11 protein-coding genes are annotated in these 16,264 nt (G+C 54.7%); 7 read left to right on the plus strand and 4 right to left on the minus strand.

What is annotated here, in order from left to right:
- Window positions 1-39: 39 nt before the first annotated feature.
- The 4 genes from NTX17_05425 to NTX17_05440 form a co-directional block, all read right to left on the minus strand.
- Window positions 40-3,267 (minus strand): hypothetical protein, encoded by a 3,228-nt coding sequence (locus tag NTX17_05425; protein MCX5800811.1) that lies wholly within the window; start codon window positions 3,265-3,267, stop codon window positions 40-42.
- Window positions 3,268-4,068, minus strand: a complete 801-nt coding sequence (locus NTX17_05430; protein ID MCX5800812.1) for a response regulator — start codon at window positions 4,066-4,068, stop codon at window positions 3,268-3,270.
- Window positions 4,069-4,150: 82 nt separating this feature from the next.
- Window positions 4,151-5,446: a 4-hydroxybutyrate CoA-transferase gene (locus NTX17_05435; GenBank protein ID MCX5800813.1), complete on the minus strand. Its 1,296-nt coding sequence runs from the start codon at window positions 5,444-5,446 to the stop codon at window positions 4,151-4,153.
- Between the two features lie 32 nt (window positions 5,447-5,478).
- Complete coding sequence (locus NTX17_05440; protein MCX5800814.1) at window positions 5,479-7,446, minus strand: cache domain-containing protein; 1,968 nt, start codon at window positions 7,444-7,446, stop codon at window positions 5,479-5,481.
- A 156-nt stretch (window positions 7,447-7,602) separates the two neighbouring features.
- Here NTX17_05440 and NTX17_05445 point away from each other — a divergent pair, with 156 nt between their 5' ends.
- The 7 genes from NTX17_05445 to NTX17_05475 all read left to right on the plus strand — a co-directional run bounded on the left by NTX17_05445 (window position 7,603) and on the right by NTX17_05475 (window position 16,260).
- Window positions 7,603-9,288 (plus strand): metallophosphoesterase family protein, encoded by a 1,686-nt coding sequence (locus NTX17_05445; GenBank protein ID MCX5800815.1) that lies wholly within the window; start codon window positions 7,603-7,605, stop codon window positions 9,286-9,288.
- A gap of 71 nt (window positions 9,289-9,359) precedes the next feature.
- Window positions 9,360-10,523, plus strand: coding sequence for a hypothetical protein (locus NTX17_05450; GenBank protein MCX5800816.1), 1,164 nt, complete (start codon window positions 9,360-9,362; stop codon window positions 10,521-10,523).
- A 9-nt stretch (window positions 10,524-10,532) separates the two neighbouring features.
- Window positions 10,533-11,249 carry a GNAT family N-acetyltransferase gene (locus NTX17_05455; protein ID MCX5800817.1) on the plus strand — a complete coding sequence of 239 codons (717 nt, stop codon included), beginning with the start codon at window positions 10,533-10,535 and terminating at the stop codon, window positions 11,247-11,249.
- 220 nt (window positions 11,250-11,469) lie between these two features.
- Window positions 11,470-12,351: a GNAT family N-acetyltransferase gene (locus NTX17_05460; GenBank protein MCX5800818.1), complete on the plus strand. Its 882-nt coding sequence runs from the start codon at window positions 11,470-11,472 to the stop codon at window positions 12,349-12,351.
- Between the two features lie 17 nt (window positions 12,352-12,368).
- Window positions 12,369-13,841: an oligosaccharide flippase family protein gene (locus tag NTX17_05465; GenBank protein ID MCX5800819.1), complete on the plus strand. Its 1,473-nt coding sequence runs from the start codon at window positions 12,369-12,371 to the stop codon at window positions 13,839-13,841.
- Window positions 13,842-13,877: 36 nt separating this feature from the next.
- Complete coding sequence (locus NTX17_05470; GenBank protein MCX5800820.1) at window positions 13,878-14,630, plus strand: glycosyltransferase family 2 protein; 753 nt, start codon at window positions 13,878-13,880, stop codon at window positions 14,628-14,630.
- A gap of 34 nt (window positions 14,631-14,664) precedes the next feature.
- On the plus strand, window positions 14,665-16,260 hold the full coding sequence (locus tag NTX17_05475) for a glycosyltransferase family 39 protein (protein MCX5800821.1): 1,596 nt from the start codon (window positions 14,665-14,667) through the stop codon (window positions 16,258-16,260).
- The last annotated feature ends 4 nt before the right edge of the window (window positions 16,261-16,264 follow it).

The raw sequence follows: 16,264 nt of genomic DNA on the forward strand, positions 1-16,264 counted from the left end.
CGTGCTACTAACCGAGACAGACACTGCAATTCTGGATTCTCAAAACAGCGACCGATAGTATGGGGGCTTGCCTGTAGCTTCGGACATCAATCTCAGCTTTTCGTGTTCGATTGCCACGTAGGACACGGTGCCCCAGATTCGCAGAGTGTGTTCGCTCTCGCGCTCGCTGCCGCACGTAATCAGTCGCGGTCCCATCGTCACGCAATCCCTTGTCTCGAGGCTGTGGCCCTCCAGAGCGTTACAGCAGCGAGAGTCGGGGCGAGGATCCAGGACAATGACCCTGCCTGGCGCAGGTTCTTCTCCGGCTGCGCTACGTCGTATCCGCTCCGCCGCGCCGCCTGTGCGAGCCTCACCATCGGCGCACATGTCGCCAGCCGGTCGCCCGATCCCTACGAAGAGCCGCCCATCGAAATAGACGTTTATCGCGGCCGCAACCCCGGAGTCACAAAGAGGCATGACACTGCACTGGCCGTTGGCGGCATCTACCATCCTGATCTTGGCGCCCGGAGTGGGTTCACCTTTCTCAAACACGTCTCCCGCCTGCGTGCCCGTGACTATTCTTCCGTCGGGATAGATGTTTATCGCTGTGATGGGGGTCCCGTGCCCTAGGAACACCCGGACCGTTCCCGCCTCCACGTCCCAAAGACGTAACTGCAAGTCCTGGCCGCCGGAGTAAACTCTTCCTTGACGATCAATAGCGAGGGAGAGCACGGGGCCGGCGTGTGCCTTAAGCAAGGTCACTGTCTTTGCCTGCATGTTCCACAATCTTACAATTCCATCCGCGTGCCCGGTGGCGATGAGGCCGTCGCGATGAGACGCCAGCGAGAGGGCGGGGGAGTCGCTTCGACCGACAGTGGCTGTCGTGTTCTTGTAGAAAGACGTCACCTTCAACTCGCCGCGCTTGTCCAGCGAGTAGATGTCTCCACCAATCACGGCGAGGTCCACCACTTCCGTATCGTGAACCTTCGCGTAGAGAGCTCTGTCGTTCAACCCCGTAAGGATGGCGACGTTCCCGTCGTACCCGCAGCAGGCGAGCTGGCCGTGCGTGTAGAAGGCAGCGCGATTGACCGAGAGAGAGTCGAGCCTTACTGACTGAAGCAGATTGGGGTGAAGATCGATATTTTCATTCAAGATGCGTGAGAAGGTTGCTTCACCGGGGGAAAAGGAAACAGGTCCTTCCAGGGGCATCTGCTGAATCTCGGGGGCGACGCTTTCGACGTGAGACTGCAGGACTTCGTCGTCGATTCGCAGCGGCCTGACACCCTTCGTGAATCTGCCGATCCTGATCTGGTCGGCCCAGGTGTCGACTTTCTTCCGCTCAAAAACCTGCAACATTTCCTCTCTGTTGAGCCTCGACGGGATAGAATTGTCCAAGTTGTATATGAGAACGGCGCCTTCCTTGTAGAACGGCGTCTCCTCGATCGCCGGATCCTCTACGAGAGGCAGATGAAGTTTGACCTTTTCCAGCACGCCCTCGCGTTCCTCCAGGTTGATTCTCCTGGTAGAAAAAGTCGTCTGGAATTTCACGAGCACGTCAAGGTAGCCCTTCTCGTAGAACGTTCTCACGACTTGGTGGAAATATGCGTGATCTCTCCACCCGTCCAGGATTATCAACTTCTTGTCAGCGTGCCGGCGCATGAAATCGTCGAAGAACTCCTCAGGATTGTCCTCGTCTTCCGCGAGGGGATAACCCTCGCAGAATTGTGCGGCGTTGTGCTTCCTGAGCCATCTTATACCGAGTATTCTATCGAGCGTCCTGTCTCCGACTCTGTCCCTCATCAGATAGAGAATCTCGTGCGCCCTTATGCGGCTGAAGCCGTTCGCGATTGTCTGGCAGAAGTAGGTCTTGCCGGTTCCCGAGTCTCCGGTCACGGCCATGACGACCGTCTTCTTAATCGAGGCGAGGTGCAACAACGTCTCGGAAAGTTCGTAGAGTCCCGTGCTGCTGGGCTTGAGCGAGAGTATGGGTACTGTTGCGAGGTCGCGGAGGTATAGCTTGTGAGGGACGTCGGGTAGCCCCAATTCCCTCAAGGCGAACGCGACCTCTTCGAACACTCCGCTCTGTTTGGCCGTGAGCAAGCCCATCAAGGTCGTGAGGACACCCTCGTCTATGCCGCCGCGCTTTTCCTTCTGACTGCGGCCTATCATGCCCATTGCCCAGGCGAGATAGAGCCGCGCTTCCCTATCAGTTGTTGCGGCATGTTGCAGCAAGGTAGGTATAGCCTCTATCGCGTCGGGGCCCAGTTTCCCGAGCGCCCAGATTGCTTCGCACTTCTCGGCGCGTGTGGATTGGTCGTATTCCGAATCAACACTCGAGCGCACCTTGACCGAATCCGGGCCGTCGAGCACGCGCGCAAAGCTGGCCAGAGCCTTATTCTGTTTCAGATTTCCCAGAGCGTAGACGATGTTGGCACGGAGATCGGTGTAGCGTAAGTCGTAGGTTTCCAATGCCGCCAGGAGCGAGTCAGTGCTTCGAACGTCCCTGAGTTTGCCGATAATGCCGGAGGCCTCGAACTGCATGCCCGTTGAGACGTCTATTTGAGGGTCCGCCAGAATCTCGAGACAGGGCCGTAGAAGAATGTGAGGTGTGCCGACGGCGGCGCCCTTTGACAGATTAAGCTGGTCGCTTATGAAATCACGAACCTCGTCCTTGCGTCTCGAGTCCCGGAGGTCGCCCAGGAGAAGCTGGAGATCTTCCCTCAGCTTTTCCTCTTCGCCAATGATGAGCACCGTCTTGTTGAAGATGCCTTCCTCGTCGGCCTTGAGAAGCTCGTTCAGCTTGAAGAACGTATCGAGACCAGGTTCCTCAGTCTTTCTCAACTCATCGAGCAGCTTTTCGCTCTCTTGCTGGTACCGGACTCTCTTCGCCTTCCCGCGCGAGTCCCATTCGACAACGTATGCGTCGCCGTTCTTCCTGCATGTCTCGTATTCGACGGCGAAAGAGAGGAATTCGAATGCGCGGAGCAAGTCGGCACCGGGCGCCCTTCGAGAGAGCGTCCGTGCGAGTAGCCAGTGTTTCCTGTCCTGTAGGAGAGGGGAAAGGAGATCTCTGACCCGTCCGGGGTCTCCGCCGACCGAACCGGCTTCCCAGATTTGGAACCAGAGTTCGTTCGACGTCCTGTCTCTTGTTTCCGAGGGGTTCTTCTGCCAGCTACCTTGTCGGTCCAGATACGTTAGGCTCGTGGGGTCGAAACCCTCGAGCAGCTCTTGCAGCGAATCCAGCAAGGCGTCGATTTCTGGAACATTGAAGTCGTCTTCTGTCAGCATTCACTCGCTTCTCAACGAGGTGAGATTATTCAGATCCTCCTCCAGACACGTCGGCTTCAGCACGAGCACCCATCCCTCGCCGTAAGGATCCTCCATCAGCTTCGAATAATCCTTCCTGAGAGCCTCATTCACTGCGACGACCTTGCCGCTTACCGGCGTCCACACCTTGTGTACATGAGCGTGCGAGTCTGTGACTCTGAAGCAGACCTCTCCCTGGTACCTCATTTCGTCCTTCTTGGGAAGATCGATGGAGGCGATGTTCTCGATAGTCCGCAGGAAAACGTGGTGCACCCCCGCCCGCACGTTGCCGTCCTGTTCCGTCCGAGCCCACGAGTTCTCTGGAATGCAGTAGGTGTTGTCGGGCAGGGCCACTTTCGTTCTGCGTCTCGAACCTGGCGTACCCTTTTCCGTGCTTTCCTCCTCGTGATAGCGCTTGCTCTCCAGAGCTCTCGCTACGAGCGCGCGCAATTCGGAAGGGGTGAACGGCTTGGGGATGTAGTCGAAAGCGCCCAGCTTTATGGACAGGACCGCGGACTTGATGGAGGGATATCCGGTAATCATGATAATCTTGACATCCGGCGCCTTCTCTTTGAGCCGTCTCAAGAGGTCCATTCCTGAGAGCCCCGGCATCATCAAATCTGTGATGACCACGTCGTACCGGGATTCCTCCTCTTTTCTGAGAGCTTCTTCTGCGCTGAGCGCCATGTCTACGGTGTACTGTTCAGTGGTCAGCGCACTGGATATGCTCTTGCAGACAGGGAGCTCGTCGTCCACGACCAGGATTGTTACTTTCTGTGCCATCTCTCGTCCTTCCTCTTCTCTCTTTTCCTCGAACCGAGCCGGGCTCACGGCCGGGTCGGCTCACGCTAAGTCCGCCACCGGGCTATATCAACTTTCTCTTCATCGCTTCCCTCTCCAGATCTTGTCTGAACTTGGGAGCGGCGATTTCGATCAGTGCTTTGGCACGTTGTCGCAAGTTCTTGCCGTGAAGATAAGCCACACCGTACTCCGTCACGACGTAATGAACGTCCGCTCTGGTGGTCACCACGCCGCCGCCTTGCTTGAGATAAGGGACGATCTTCGAAGTTCCGCCGTCCTTCGTCGTTGCCGGCAAGGCGATGATGGGCTTTCCGCCCCTTGACTGCGCCGCGCCCCTTATGAAATCAACCTGACCCCCGAAACCGGAGTATATCCGAGTGCCGATCGAATCTGAGCACACCTGGCCGGTGAGGTCAACCTCTATTGCCGAGTTTATGGCCACCATCCTATCGTTCTTGGCCACGACCGAAGGATGGTTCGTGTAGTCGACGGGGTGAACCTCAAACGCCGGGTTGTCGTGAGCGAACTCGTACACCTTCTTTGATCCCCAGAGGAACGTCGCGACGGCCTTGTTGGGATGAAGGGTCTTCTTGGCTCCCGTGACAACACCCCTCTCCATCGCGTCTACTATCCCGTCCGAAACCATCTCGGTGTGTATTCCCAGATCCTTGCGGTCGTACATGGCCTTTAAGGCCGCGTTCGGTATGCCGCCTATGCCCAACTGAATTGTGGAGCCGTCCTCCACCAGATTCGCAATGTTTCCGCCGATCTTCTCTTCCACTTCCGTAAGGTCCTTCATCACGAGTTCCGGCAGTTCCCTGGAAATCTCGACCACCTTGTCCACCTGAGATATGTGGATGAAGGAATTGCCCAGCGTCCTGGGCATCTTGTCGTTCACCTCGGCCACGACGATCTTTGCACATTCGGCTGCGGCCTTTGAGGCCAGACACTCGACGCCGAAGCTCATGTATCCAAAACTGTCGGGCGGCGAAAGATGCAAAAAAGCCACGTCAAGATCTATGATGTCGGAATAGAAGAGGCCCGGTATTTCATAAAGGAATATCGGAATGTAGTCGGCCCGGCCTTCGCCGATCGCCTTTCTGTCGGCGGGTCCCACGAAAAGCGAGTTGTGTCTGAAATGCCCTTCCATTTCGGGCTTCGAAAGTGGGTCGTCTCCCAGGAGAAGCACGTGCGTCACTTCGACGCCATGAAGCTCGTCGCGCCGCCCCGCGAGCGCCTTTATGATCGTGAGAGGCGTAGCGGCGTTGCCGCTCACGTAAATCTTGTTCTTGCTCTGTACAACTGACACCGCCTCTTCCAAAGATGAGATCTTTTTCTTGTAACCGTCAAGCCATGTCATTACGCGCTCTCCCTTCCTTTCTTCCCAATCTACTAAACCTTCCTTGATTCACTCATGGGCAAACAGATGCTGAGTGTCGTTCCATTTCCGACTTCGCTCTGCACGTCTATCCGCCCGCTGTGCTGCTCTATTATTCCATAACTCACGGAAAGACCCAATCCCGTGCCCTTCGTTCCCTTTGTGGAAAAGAATGGATCGAAGATCTTACCCAAATCCGTTGCGGGAATGCCACAACCGGTGTCGCGGAACATGATTATGACACACTGTTTTTCGGGAGAGAGCCGGGAAGCGATGAATAGAGTCCCGCCGTCGGGCATTGCATCCAACCCGTTCAAGATGACGTTGGTGAACACCTGTTTGATTTTGTTTTCGTCTATTGTGATCTTGGGCAGGTTCTCGCCCAACTCCTTGTCGATCTCGACGTTATGAGCAAGCACCTGGCTCCTCAAAAGCACCAGAGTCTCCTCGATGACCTCGTTGACGTCCGCGGGTTTCTTCTCCGGTGGCGTCTGTCTCGAGAATTCCAGAAGTCCGCTCACGATTGCGCTGGACCTGGTGGTCTCGTCGATTATTAGCTTGAGATTGTCTTCGAACTTCTGCTTTTCCTCGCCCGTGAGCTTCTCTGCGATGAGATGACTATTGATGAGTATGGAAGTCAGGGGATTGTTTATCTCGTGCGCGATTCCCGCGGCCATCTTGCCGAGCGAAGAGAGTTTTTCGGATCGGAGAAGCTGATCTTGAGCGTCCCTCAGCTCCTGGGTCTTGTCCCGCACCTTATCCTCCAGAGTCTTGGTCAGGGCCTGATACCTGTCGTCCGCCCTCTGAAGCTCGGCCGTCATGGCGTTGAAGGATTCCGCCAACTGTCCGAGCTCGTCCTGTGAGTTGATCTTGACCCTGTGCGAGAGGTCGCCTCTTGCAACTTCCTCGGTGGCGACAACGAGCCGCTTGAGAGGGAAGATTATCTTGCCGGTCATGAAGTGAACCATCAACGACAAAAGGAAGGCAGTCAGCAGTGCTATGCCGAGAAAAGTGAACACGAGGCGGCGTCTAAGATCGATGTAAGGCGCCTCGAGCATGCCAACATAGAGCATTCCGATTATCTTCCCGTTGAGACTTCTTATCGGCTCGTACGCCGTTATGTACCAACCGTTTACTACAAACGCGCGCCCTATCCAAGGAACCCCTTTCTTTATTACTTCATCATACACTTCCTTTGACACTCTCGTTCCAATGGCTCTCTCGCCGGCAGTCTTTCTGACGTTGGTAGATATGCGAAGATCTCCCTGGAAGATCGTGGCCGTGCCCGTGTCTTTGCCCTTATACTTCTCTCCCTTGTAGACCATGTCCTTCACCTTATCGACGATCTCGTAGTTCTTATTGAGCAACTTGCCCGCGTACAACACACCCAGCAGAGCGCCCGCGTCATCAAAAATGGGAGCGGCCGCCTCCAACATCATGCCCGAAGTCTCGACGCGTTCTTGTGTCGGTTCGGTCATTGGAGTGGCGACAAGTCTCACGCGAGCCTGTTTTGCAAGGTCGTCGCCTTCCTCTCTCAGTTGTCGCACGGAGAGGATCTCCGTTGAGGCCACGACCTTCCGGGTGGAGAGCGCCGCCGCAACTATAGGGTTATGCATCTGGTTGTCGCCGAGGTTGTCCGGGTGCCGTGCTCTGAGGAGCACGACTCCATCCTTGTCTGCCAGTGTCAGGACATCGAGGGATTCGTTCTTTCTTATCGCCTCGAGCTCCGTCTTGGTTAGTTCCCAATTTGTGCCCACGAGGCTGTCCTTCAGGAACGACCGGACTGCCGTGAACCTGACGACGTCCCTGATTTCTCCCAGTCTCTCGCGGTATACTTCTCTGGCGGAGTTGAGGTCGGTTCTCACGTTATTCTGTGCGCGTCTGATGATCTCGTCGCCCATTAGATGCACTCCTACCCAGGAAGTGACTATTCCGTTGATTATGATCACCAGAACGAAGCTTATGGTTAATTTTTCCCTCAACGAAGCTCTCATCTCGAGATTTGCCCCTCCATTTCAAATTCGAACAATTATAACCGCTTCCGGGTGTGGAAAAAAGCCTTTCCTTGCCGGAAGGGGACAGACGGTTTCGCTTCGATTAGACTTGCGCTCCCTCTGGCTCACCGATATATTCTCTTTATGGACAAACTAGGCCCTGGGCCCTTCGTCTTGAGCTTGGTCCTGCTTTTCTCGACAGTCCTCCTCACCACGCCCGCGCTTGGACAGGCAACGCTTGTTCCGGCCGGTTCGATCTGGAAGTATCTTGACGACGGCACCGATCAGGGCTCCGCATGGCGGGAGCCGGCCTTGAACGACAGTGCCTGGCCCTCGGGGCGCGCCCAACTGGGATACGGCGAAGGTGATGAGGCGACGGTCATCGGTTATGGGCCAGACTCACGCAGGAAGCACGTAACAACGTATCTCAGGCACAGCTTCAGTGTCTCCGACCCTTCACAGTACCGTGGTCTAAAACTGAAGGTGCTTCGAGACGACGGCGCGGTCATCTATCTCAACAATAGCGAGATAGCGCGGTCAAACATGCCTTCCGGGACAGTGAGTCGCCTCACGCCGGCCTCGTCAAATGTGTCTGGGGCGGACGAAGACACGTTCCATGATTTCTTCGTAGGTCCCGACCGGCTTGTCGCCGGCACGAACGTTCTGGCCGTAGAAATCCATCAATCAAGTAGGACGAGCTCCGACGCCAGCTTCGATCTTGAGCTCTGGGCGACGGGTGTGATGCGCAAGTCGCCGTACCTGATATACGAAGGCGACAACACCGAGATGAAGGTATTGTGGCAATTGAATTCGGCTGGCGCCAGCACGATAGCGTGGGGTGCCGACACGTTCTATTCCGCAGGAAGTGCGCAAACCTCGGAGTACGGGAGCGATCACCAACACGTCTACACAATCACGAACCTGACGCCGTGCGCCAGGTACTACTACAGGGTTGTGGCTGACACGAACACCTTCAGGGGATCATTCCGTGCCGCTCCGCCCGCGGACGCCGGCCGCACCAAGTTCATCGTCTACGGAGATTCCCGTTCGTATCCCGAAGATCATGACTGGGTGGCCGGTTCGATCGTGTCCACGTGTGTCGCAGATTCCGACTTCCAGTCGGTGATCGTGTCGGTGGGCGACTTGGTCAACAATGGCGACCAAGAGACGGACTGGGACACGGAGCTCTTTGACGCCGACTATTCCCAGATTCGTGAAATGTTTGGCACCATGCCTTACCAGTCGGTCATGGGTAATCACGAGCAATCGGGCCTATTGTTTTCAAAGTACTTTCCCTATCCGTTTGTCAACGACAGATACTGGTCCTTTGACTACGGTCCCGCGCATTTTGTTATGTTGGATCAATACAGCGACTACGGTCCGGGCTCGCCTCAGCTTGACTGGATCGAGAGCGATCTGGCCTCAACCGATAAGCCCTGGAAATTTGTTTGCATGCACGAACCGGGGTGGTCCGCCGGCCCGCACGCAAACAATGTGATTGTTCAGGACTACATACAGCCCCTGTGTGAGAAATACGGTGTTGCCGTCTTGTTCGCGGGGCACAATCACTATTATGCTCGTGCCGAGGTGAACGGCGTCGAGCACATAACCGCTGGTGGAGGAGGCGCGCCTCTATACCCGCCGGACACCGCTTATCCGCACGTTGTCACAGGGACCAGGGCCCTCCATTACTGCAAGGTAGAAATTGACGGTGACTCACTTGAGCTGACCGTGGCGAAGCCCGGTGGAAAGGTGATTGACCATTTCACGTTGACACGCACTTTGAACGGAGATAAACCCGTCCCTTACTCTCCCCGAGGTTCTCGGTAACCGTTTGAGGAATTGGTAGACTTTTGCGGCAAACGACATTAGCTTAGATCCAAGCAAGGCACGCAAGATCCGTGGAACGAACGAACAGAATCAAACCGGCAAAATGGTTTAACAACGCAGACTCACCCGTCATGTTGATGGTAGACGATTTCACTAACGTCTGGATAGATCTGAACAACAACGGCAGGGTTGATGCCGGCGAAGATTGGGGACACGCAATGAATTCCCCGCACTCATCGTTCAGGTTTCTCACGTCACAGATTTTGGACCACTGGCCGGCCGTGAAAACGACCTTCTTCACACCGGTGGCACGAGTGCCGATGCTAAGAGATTACAAGTGCAAAGCTCATTTCGGTCCGATCAATGAGACTGAGGAAATGGTGGCCTTTTTCAGAGCCGTGCATGAGGACGAGAGGTTCGAGATAGCGTATCATGGCCTGACTCACGGTGTCAGCGGGAAGGACACCGGGGACTTCGTTCAGGAATGGGCTTCATATAAATCACTGGAGGAGGCGCTTGAGGCGATTCAGAAAGGGAAGAGGATATACTTCGACGTTTTCGGTCAATATCCTACGGGCGGCAAGTACTGCGGTTACGAATACAATGCTTTTTCCGACGAAAGCATCGAGCGGAGCGGCTTTCTCTGGTGGTGCAGGAGTTGGGACAGAGGGGAAGCGGGTTCCGAAGAAATCGAGCGCTTTGACGTGAGATACTTCGGAGTGAACAAAGTCATTGATATTCCGTCTACAGTCCACGGCGCGCTATTCACCGAGCCCAAGAACCGAGGGGCAAGGGCCTTCAGAAAGCGGGCCGTGCTCAAAGACGGGATCGCCCAACTCGAGCATCTGCTGAAGAACAGACTGGTGATAAGCATTCAAGAGCACATTTCACCCGCCAGAACCGACGGGAGAAGACAAACACCCAACATTTTCGACGACAAGACGGGCCTCAAGACGATCTTCGACTATCTCAAGGACAAACATGCCTGGTATTGTACGGGCACGGAGCTTGCCAAGTACGTTCAATCCCGGGACAACGTTACGGTCGAGGAGACCGAAGAAGGTTTCCGCCTCCGCTGCGCGTTGGAAGGAATTGCAGACGGGAGACGCATCTCCCTGATTGTCTCTGACGAAAAGGTGAGGAAGATACGCGCGCCCGACGGGGAATTGATAGCTCGCGGCAGCGGAGTGTTCAACGTGCGTGTCACCGAGGGCCTGTACTCGACGATTTACTGACGAACGCCCGTGGCCGTTATTCGGCCCGTGCCTTTCGTAAGAAGGAAGCTGCACGAAGTGGCTCAGTTGACGCAGAGAATAAAAGAAGGCTATGAGGAGGGAGGGACGGGACGGCTTACGCAAGCTTTTGTCAACAGGGTGACGAAGTTCGTCTCACTCTACCTTTACTCTCGCAAGAAAGCGCGACTCCTCGAGTGGTCCCTGACCGGGCCCGTACCTGAGGTCGATCCGCCTGGGATCGGCATAGAGATAAGAGACCTCCGGGAAGAAGAGATACCTTGCTTCAAGGACATTGTCAGGGCGAAGAAACTCGAGCTTTTCCGAGAGAGACTCGCCGAGGGCAAGATATGCCTTGTGGCATGGCACGAAGGTGAAGTCGCCTGGTTCGGTTGGGTTGCCATGGGTCCTGAATACGAACCCATCTTTCGTGTCATGCTCAATCTGAAGGAAGACGAAGGATACCTTCTCGACGCATTCACGAATCCCAAGTACAGAGGGAAGAACCTTCACACTTACATGTCGGCGAGACGGCTTGAGCGTCTCCAGAGAATGGGAGCAAGAAGGGCCTTCGGCATTGCAGCCGTAGAAAACCTGCCCTCACGAAAAGCCCACGGGAAGGGTGGTTGCGTGGAAACCAGAGAGGTTTCCTGCATCAACATTCTGGGCATAAGGTTCCATTTGTGGAAAGACTTACCGGAGAAAGAGCTGAAGAGTGGCCAGCCTTGAAAAGGAGTAGATCACGGTCAACATAAGACTTGTCACCAGACTCGGGGATTTTTCATCTCTCAAGCCCCATCTCAACCGTATTCTTCAGTCGAGCGGCTCTGACCACGTCCAGTGCACCTTTGAATGGCTGTCTCTGTGGTTCAAGCACTTCGGGGCAGAAGAGGAACTTTTTGTGCTTGTCGCGCAGGAAGGAGAAGAGATTCTCGGGGTGGCGCCGTTGATGATACACAAACGGCCTGCGGTCCTCAGGGGACTCGTCAAGCTCAACACACTCTGCTTCATCGGTTACGGGTTCACGGATCACTCAGACTTCATAATCTCGAGGGATAGGGACCGCGTCATGAGGGCGTTCTTCGGCTGCATATTCGAAAACAGTCATCTCTGGGACGAGGTGTTGTTGACGCAGATCCCCGACTCTTCCCCGAATTTCGAACTGGTCAAGAGCGAGATCCAGAAGGGCGGGTATGAAGTCACGACAGACGTGTTGATCAAGTGTCCTTACATCGAGATAGAAGGAGATTTTGAGGCTTACTACAACAGACTCGGCAAGAACTTGAAGCACGACGTTGCAAAGAAATCAAGAAGGTTGACGGAGCAGGGACTCGAGCCGGACTTCGAAGTCGCCACAAGGATCGACGAGAAGATCCTGGAGGAATTGCGTGGGCTCAACCGGAAGCGCGCCGAGGCGACGGGGCACAGGTCATTCTTCCTCAGGAAGGACAGATACAATTTCGTGAGCGAACTTGCAAGAGTCTTCAACGAGAACCAGTCGTGGCTTCTTTTTCTTTTCAGGGCGAAGGGTAACCTCATCGCGTACCGGCTCTGTTTTGCGTACAACAACGTTGTCTATGACTGGAACACCTCCTACGACTTGGATTACTCTCAGTATTCTCTCGGCAAGATATTGCTCAGACCCGTCCTCGCCTACTGCTTTGAGAAGAGATATGGGGTCTTCGACTTCATGGCGGGGGACGAAGATTACAAACTCAAATGGACGGAAAAGGTGAGAACCCATTACCGAATCGGCGTGCGCAGAAAAAACCTCAAGACGCGAGTGGTGCGACTCTACTCCGGCCTGAAGAGCAGGGTGCTACAAAAGTAGAACCTGTACAACCAAGAATGTTCAACGAACTCAAGCGACTTCTGAAACAATCAGCAATCTACGGCGTGGGCAGCATAGTGAGCCCGTTTATCGGCTTCATTATGCTGCCCGTGTATTCGCGCTTTCTGACGCCCTACGAGTACGGGACTCTTGCGGTAGCGTCGGTCACGATCACCTTTCTTTCTTCTCTCGTCTCTCTCGGAATAAGCTCGGGACTCATACGATTCTATTTCGTTTACAGTGAGAAGAAGGACAGGGATGAAGTCATAGTTTCTTCTCTCGTTTTCTCCTTTCTTTCATCCGTCGTTTTTGTCGCCGTTCTCTGGCCTTTCTCCGCTCAAATCTCCGGAGCTCTATTCGACTTTGAGAAAGGAGATCTCTACGTCAAGTATGTCCTGCTGATAGCGGCGATAGACACCTGGATCACCAACTGCCTTGCCGTCCTGAGGGCAGAGGAGAGGCCTGCGATCTATTCGGTGATTACGGTCCTGAGATTGATGCTCATGCTTTCTCTCAACATAGTCTTTGTCGTCGTCCTTGACAGGAAGATCCAGGGAGTTCTCGAGGCCCAGGCGCTGAGCGGCATACTGAGCTACATTGGGGCTCTACTGATTGCAGTTAGAAAGAAAACCTTCTCGTTCTCGTGGAAAAAGACCAGGGAAGTGCTCAGTTTCGGCCTTCCTCTCGTCCCCGGAAACGTGGCGTCCGTCGTAATTACACTCTCCGACAGATTTTTTCTCAAACGCTTCGCGACGATGGAGCAAGTGGGACTCTATTCGATCGGTTCCAAGGTATCCACTGCAATGAGGATAGCGATTGTGGAACCGTTCAGGATGGCATGGCCTCCGTACATGTTTTCAGTGGTTGAGAAGCCCGATGCGAAGGAAATATACAAGAAGGTCTTGGTCTATTTCACGTTTGTCACTGTCTGGGTGGGTCTCTTCCTGTCCATGTTCGCAAAAGAGGCTTTGATGATTCTGGCTACGCCGGCCTATTATCCGGGATACCGGGTCGTGCCCCTGCTGGTCTTATCCTCCGTACTCGTTGGAATGTGTGCGATTCTCGTGGCCGGTATCCAGATTTCCAATAAAACGAAGTACGCGTCGTACAGTTTCATGATCGCGGCAGGTGTTAACCTGGTCATGAATTTTATGCTCGTTCCAAGGCTTGGAATGATGGGTGCCGCAATATCGAGCGTAACGACCTACGGGATCCTCAACCTGCTCTATTTCATCGTCTCCCAGAGGTTCTATTATATTGCGCATGAGTTTCGACGAATCGTTCTCTTGTTTGTCACGGGCATCGCCGTATATGTCCTGGGCGTTGTCGTCACAAGAGACAGAGGTCTTGCCGTGAGCATCGCCGTGAAGCTGGCTCTCGTTCTTTTGTATCCGGCCCTGCTCCATCTGTTGAGATTCTTCACCAAAGAAGAACGGGCGAAGATGAGAGAGATTCTGAAGGAGCTTCTGAAGAAGCTGCCGGCGTTCTAGTCTACATTTATTGCGCAAGGGGGAATCGTCACTCAAATGAACGAACCAGGTAAGATCGTAGTCGTAATGCCTGCCTATGACGCCGAGACAACGCTGGAAAAAACCGTGGCAGACATTCCTCCGGGTACGGTGGACGAAATCTTGTTGGTCGACGACTGCAGCCGGGACAATACAGTCAGACTCGCCCAGCAACTGGGTCTGATCGTCATCAGGCACGAGAGGAATCTCGGATACGGAGCCAACCAGAAGACGTGCTATCGCGAGGCACTGAAGCGCGGTGCTACAATCGTGATAATGGTCCACCCTGACTACCAGTACGACTCCAGACTCATACCAATTATGACCGAGCTTCTGAGGAAGGGGCACTGCGATCTGATACTCGGAAACAGAATCAGAACGAGGAGAGAAGCTCTGGTCGGGGGGATGCCGGTTTACAAGTACGTTTCCAACAGACTCCTCACGGTCATAGAGAACGTCTGGCTGGGACAGAATCTGGGAGAGTTTCATTCGGGACTTCGCGGCTACCAGAGAAAGGTGCTGGAGACCATCCCGTGGGAAAGAAACAGCGACGACTTTGTCTTCGACAGCCAGTTCTTGGTTCAGGCGGCCCACTTCGGTTTCCGGCTGGGTGATATCCCGGTGCCGGTTAGGTACATGAAGGAGGCCAGCAGTATCAATTTCAGGCGCAGCGTAGTGTATGGACTCGGAACGCTCGGAACTCTGATTGAGTACAGTCTGCATCGCGCCGGAATTCGTAAGAGTCCGCTCTTCACAGAAGTGCGACACTAGCCTGATCAGCTTCAACACGGAGGGCCTTGCGACCATGAACAGCGGGAGTCGAGTCGAACCTGTGAAGCTCGCCCCAAACGTTGAGAGGGCATTGATTGTGCTGATCCTGCTTCTTTCCGTGGCCTTCCGTCTGTACGCCTTGACAGACGACATAATGTACGACCCCGCAGTGTACGCTCAGGATGCGCATAATTTGCTCAACGGCACGTTTCGCTTGAACACCGACTCATGGTACAGCCATCGACTCCCCGTGCTTGTGCCGGTTGCGCTCGCCTATGCGGCGTTGGGGGTTCGCGCGATCTCGACTAATCTCTGGCCGCTGCTTCTGTCCATTCTCCAGATTATTGTGATCGTATGGCTGGGGTCGCGCTGGCTTGGCAGAAACGTTGGAATACTGGCGGGTCTGCTGGCGGCAATAATGCCGCTGGACGTCATATATTCTGGGATCCTCAGTCCAGATGCGGTGATAGCGGCCTTTCTCACTTTCTCTGTCGCGTTCTGGATCTCTGGATTCGAAGGCAGAAGCGCGCCATCCAGGTCGCTCCTGTTTCTCTCAGGCCTATTCAGCGGAATAGCGGTCGCTACGCGTGCCTATGCACTTCTGATCGCGCTCTTCTTCGCCGGCTACGCAATCTGGCGGAAAGCCTCTTTGCGAAATTGTCTCTGGTGGTGCCTCGGAATTGCGTCCGTTGCCGTACCGGTCGTTCTACTATATTCCCTGGTTACGGGCGATCCACTCTTCTCACTCCGCGCAATGACGAGTTTCTATGGAGCGCCGGAGCGTTCGGAGGGTATGCGCCTTCTGTATTACCCTCGCCTCATCTTGAGTTTGAAATCCTATACGGGGCTGTTTGCACTCTTTTTCACAGTCATCGCAGTCTGGGGTCTGGTGCGACCCACTCGGCGGCGCTTAGTGCTTCTCGCGTGGATGGCTCCCATCTTGCTCTACCTTCAGTTCGGATCCATGAGCTTCCATTCGTACGTGCCGATTTTCAAGAGGGTGCGCTTTCTCACGCCGTTCACTGCTCCTGCAGCGCTTCTGGCGGCGCTCGTGATCTTGGAGGAACTGTCCCTGGTTGCGGGGAAGATTGCAGGTGCGTTGAAGCTGAAGGGCGCAGCCGGGCTCGGGCGTGCTCTTCTGGTTTCCATTGTCCTTGTCCTCTTTGCGAATTCTCTGTGGATTGTCAGGACACACAGAATCGGGCACGCTGCAATAGCAGTTAATTTCAGGAAGACCGTCGATGTTCTCAGAACTGACCGGAGCATTCCCGTACTGTTCGACCACTGGCGAACGGCAATCCGTTTCGGCTATTACTTCGGCTTCGAGGAGGGCTCTCATTTGTACGAGGGCGCGGACGAGACTCAGCGCATGGTGAGGGGCGGTTGTACGGCCAACACCCGGTTGGGATATCTCAAGTGGTACGAAGACCCTTCTCAAATCCCCGATGCGTTCGTTGTGCTCGAGGATGGGATACTGTCCGACGCAGAGAAAGCGTCGATCGCAGATCCCACCAGGTCATCGTTCCCGGCAAAAGACATACCCTTCTACTGTCAGAATCCTCCTCAATCCTGGGAGCTTCTCGGAAGATTTGGAACCTTCCGCGTTTTCAGAACTCACCCAGGCACTTGATTCG

Source organism: Candidatus Eisenbacteria bacterium, assembly GCA_026388185.1.
In the GTDB taxonomy this organism is placed as follows: domain Bacteria; phylum Eisenbacteria; class RBG-16-71-46; order JAFGJU01; family JAFGJU01; genus JAPLKG01.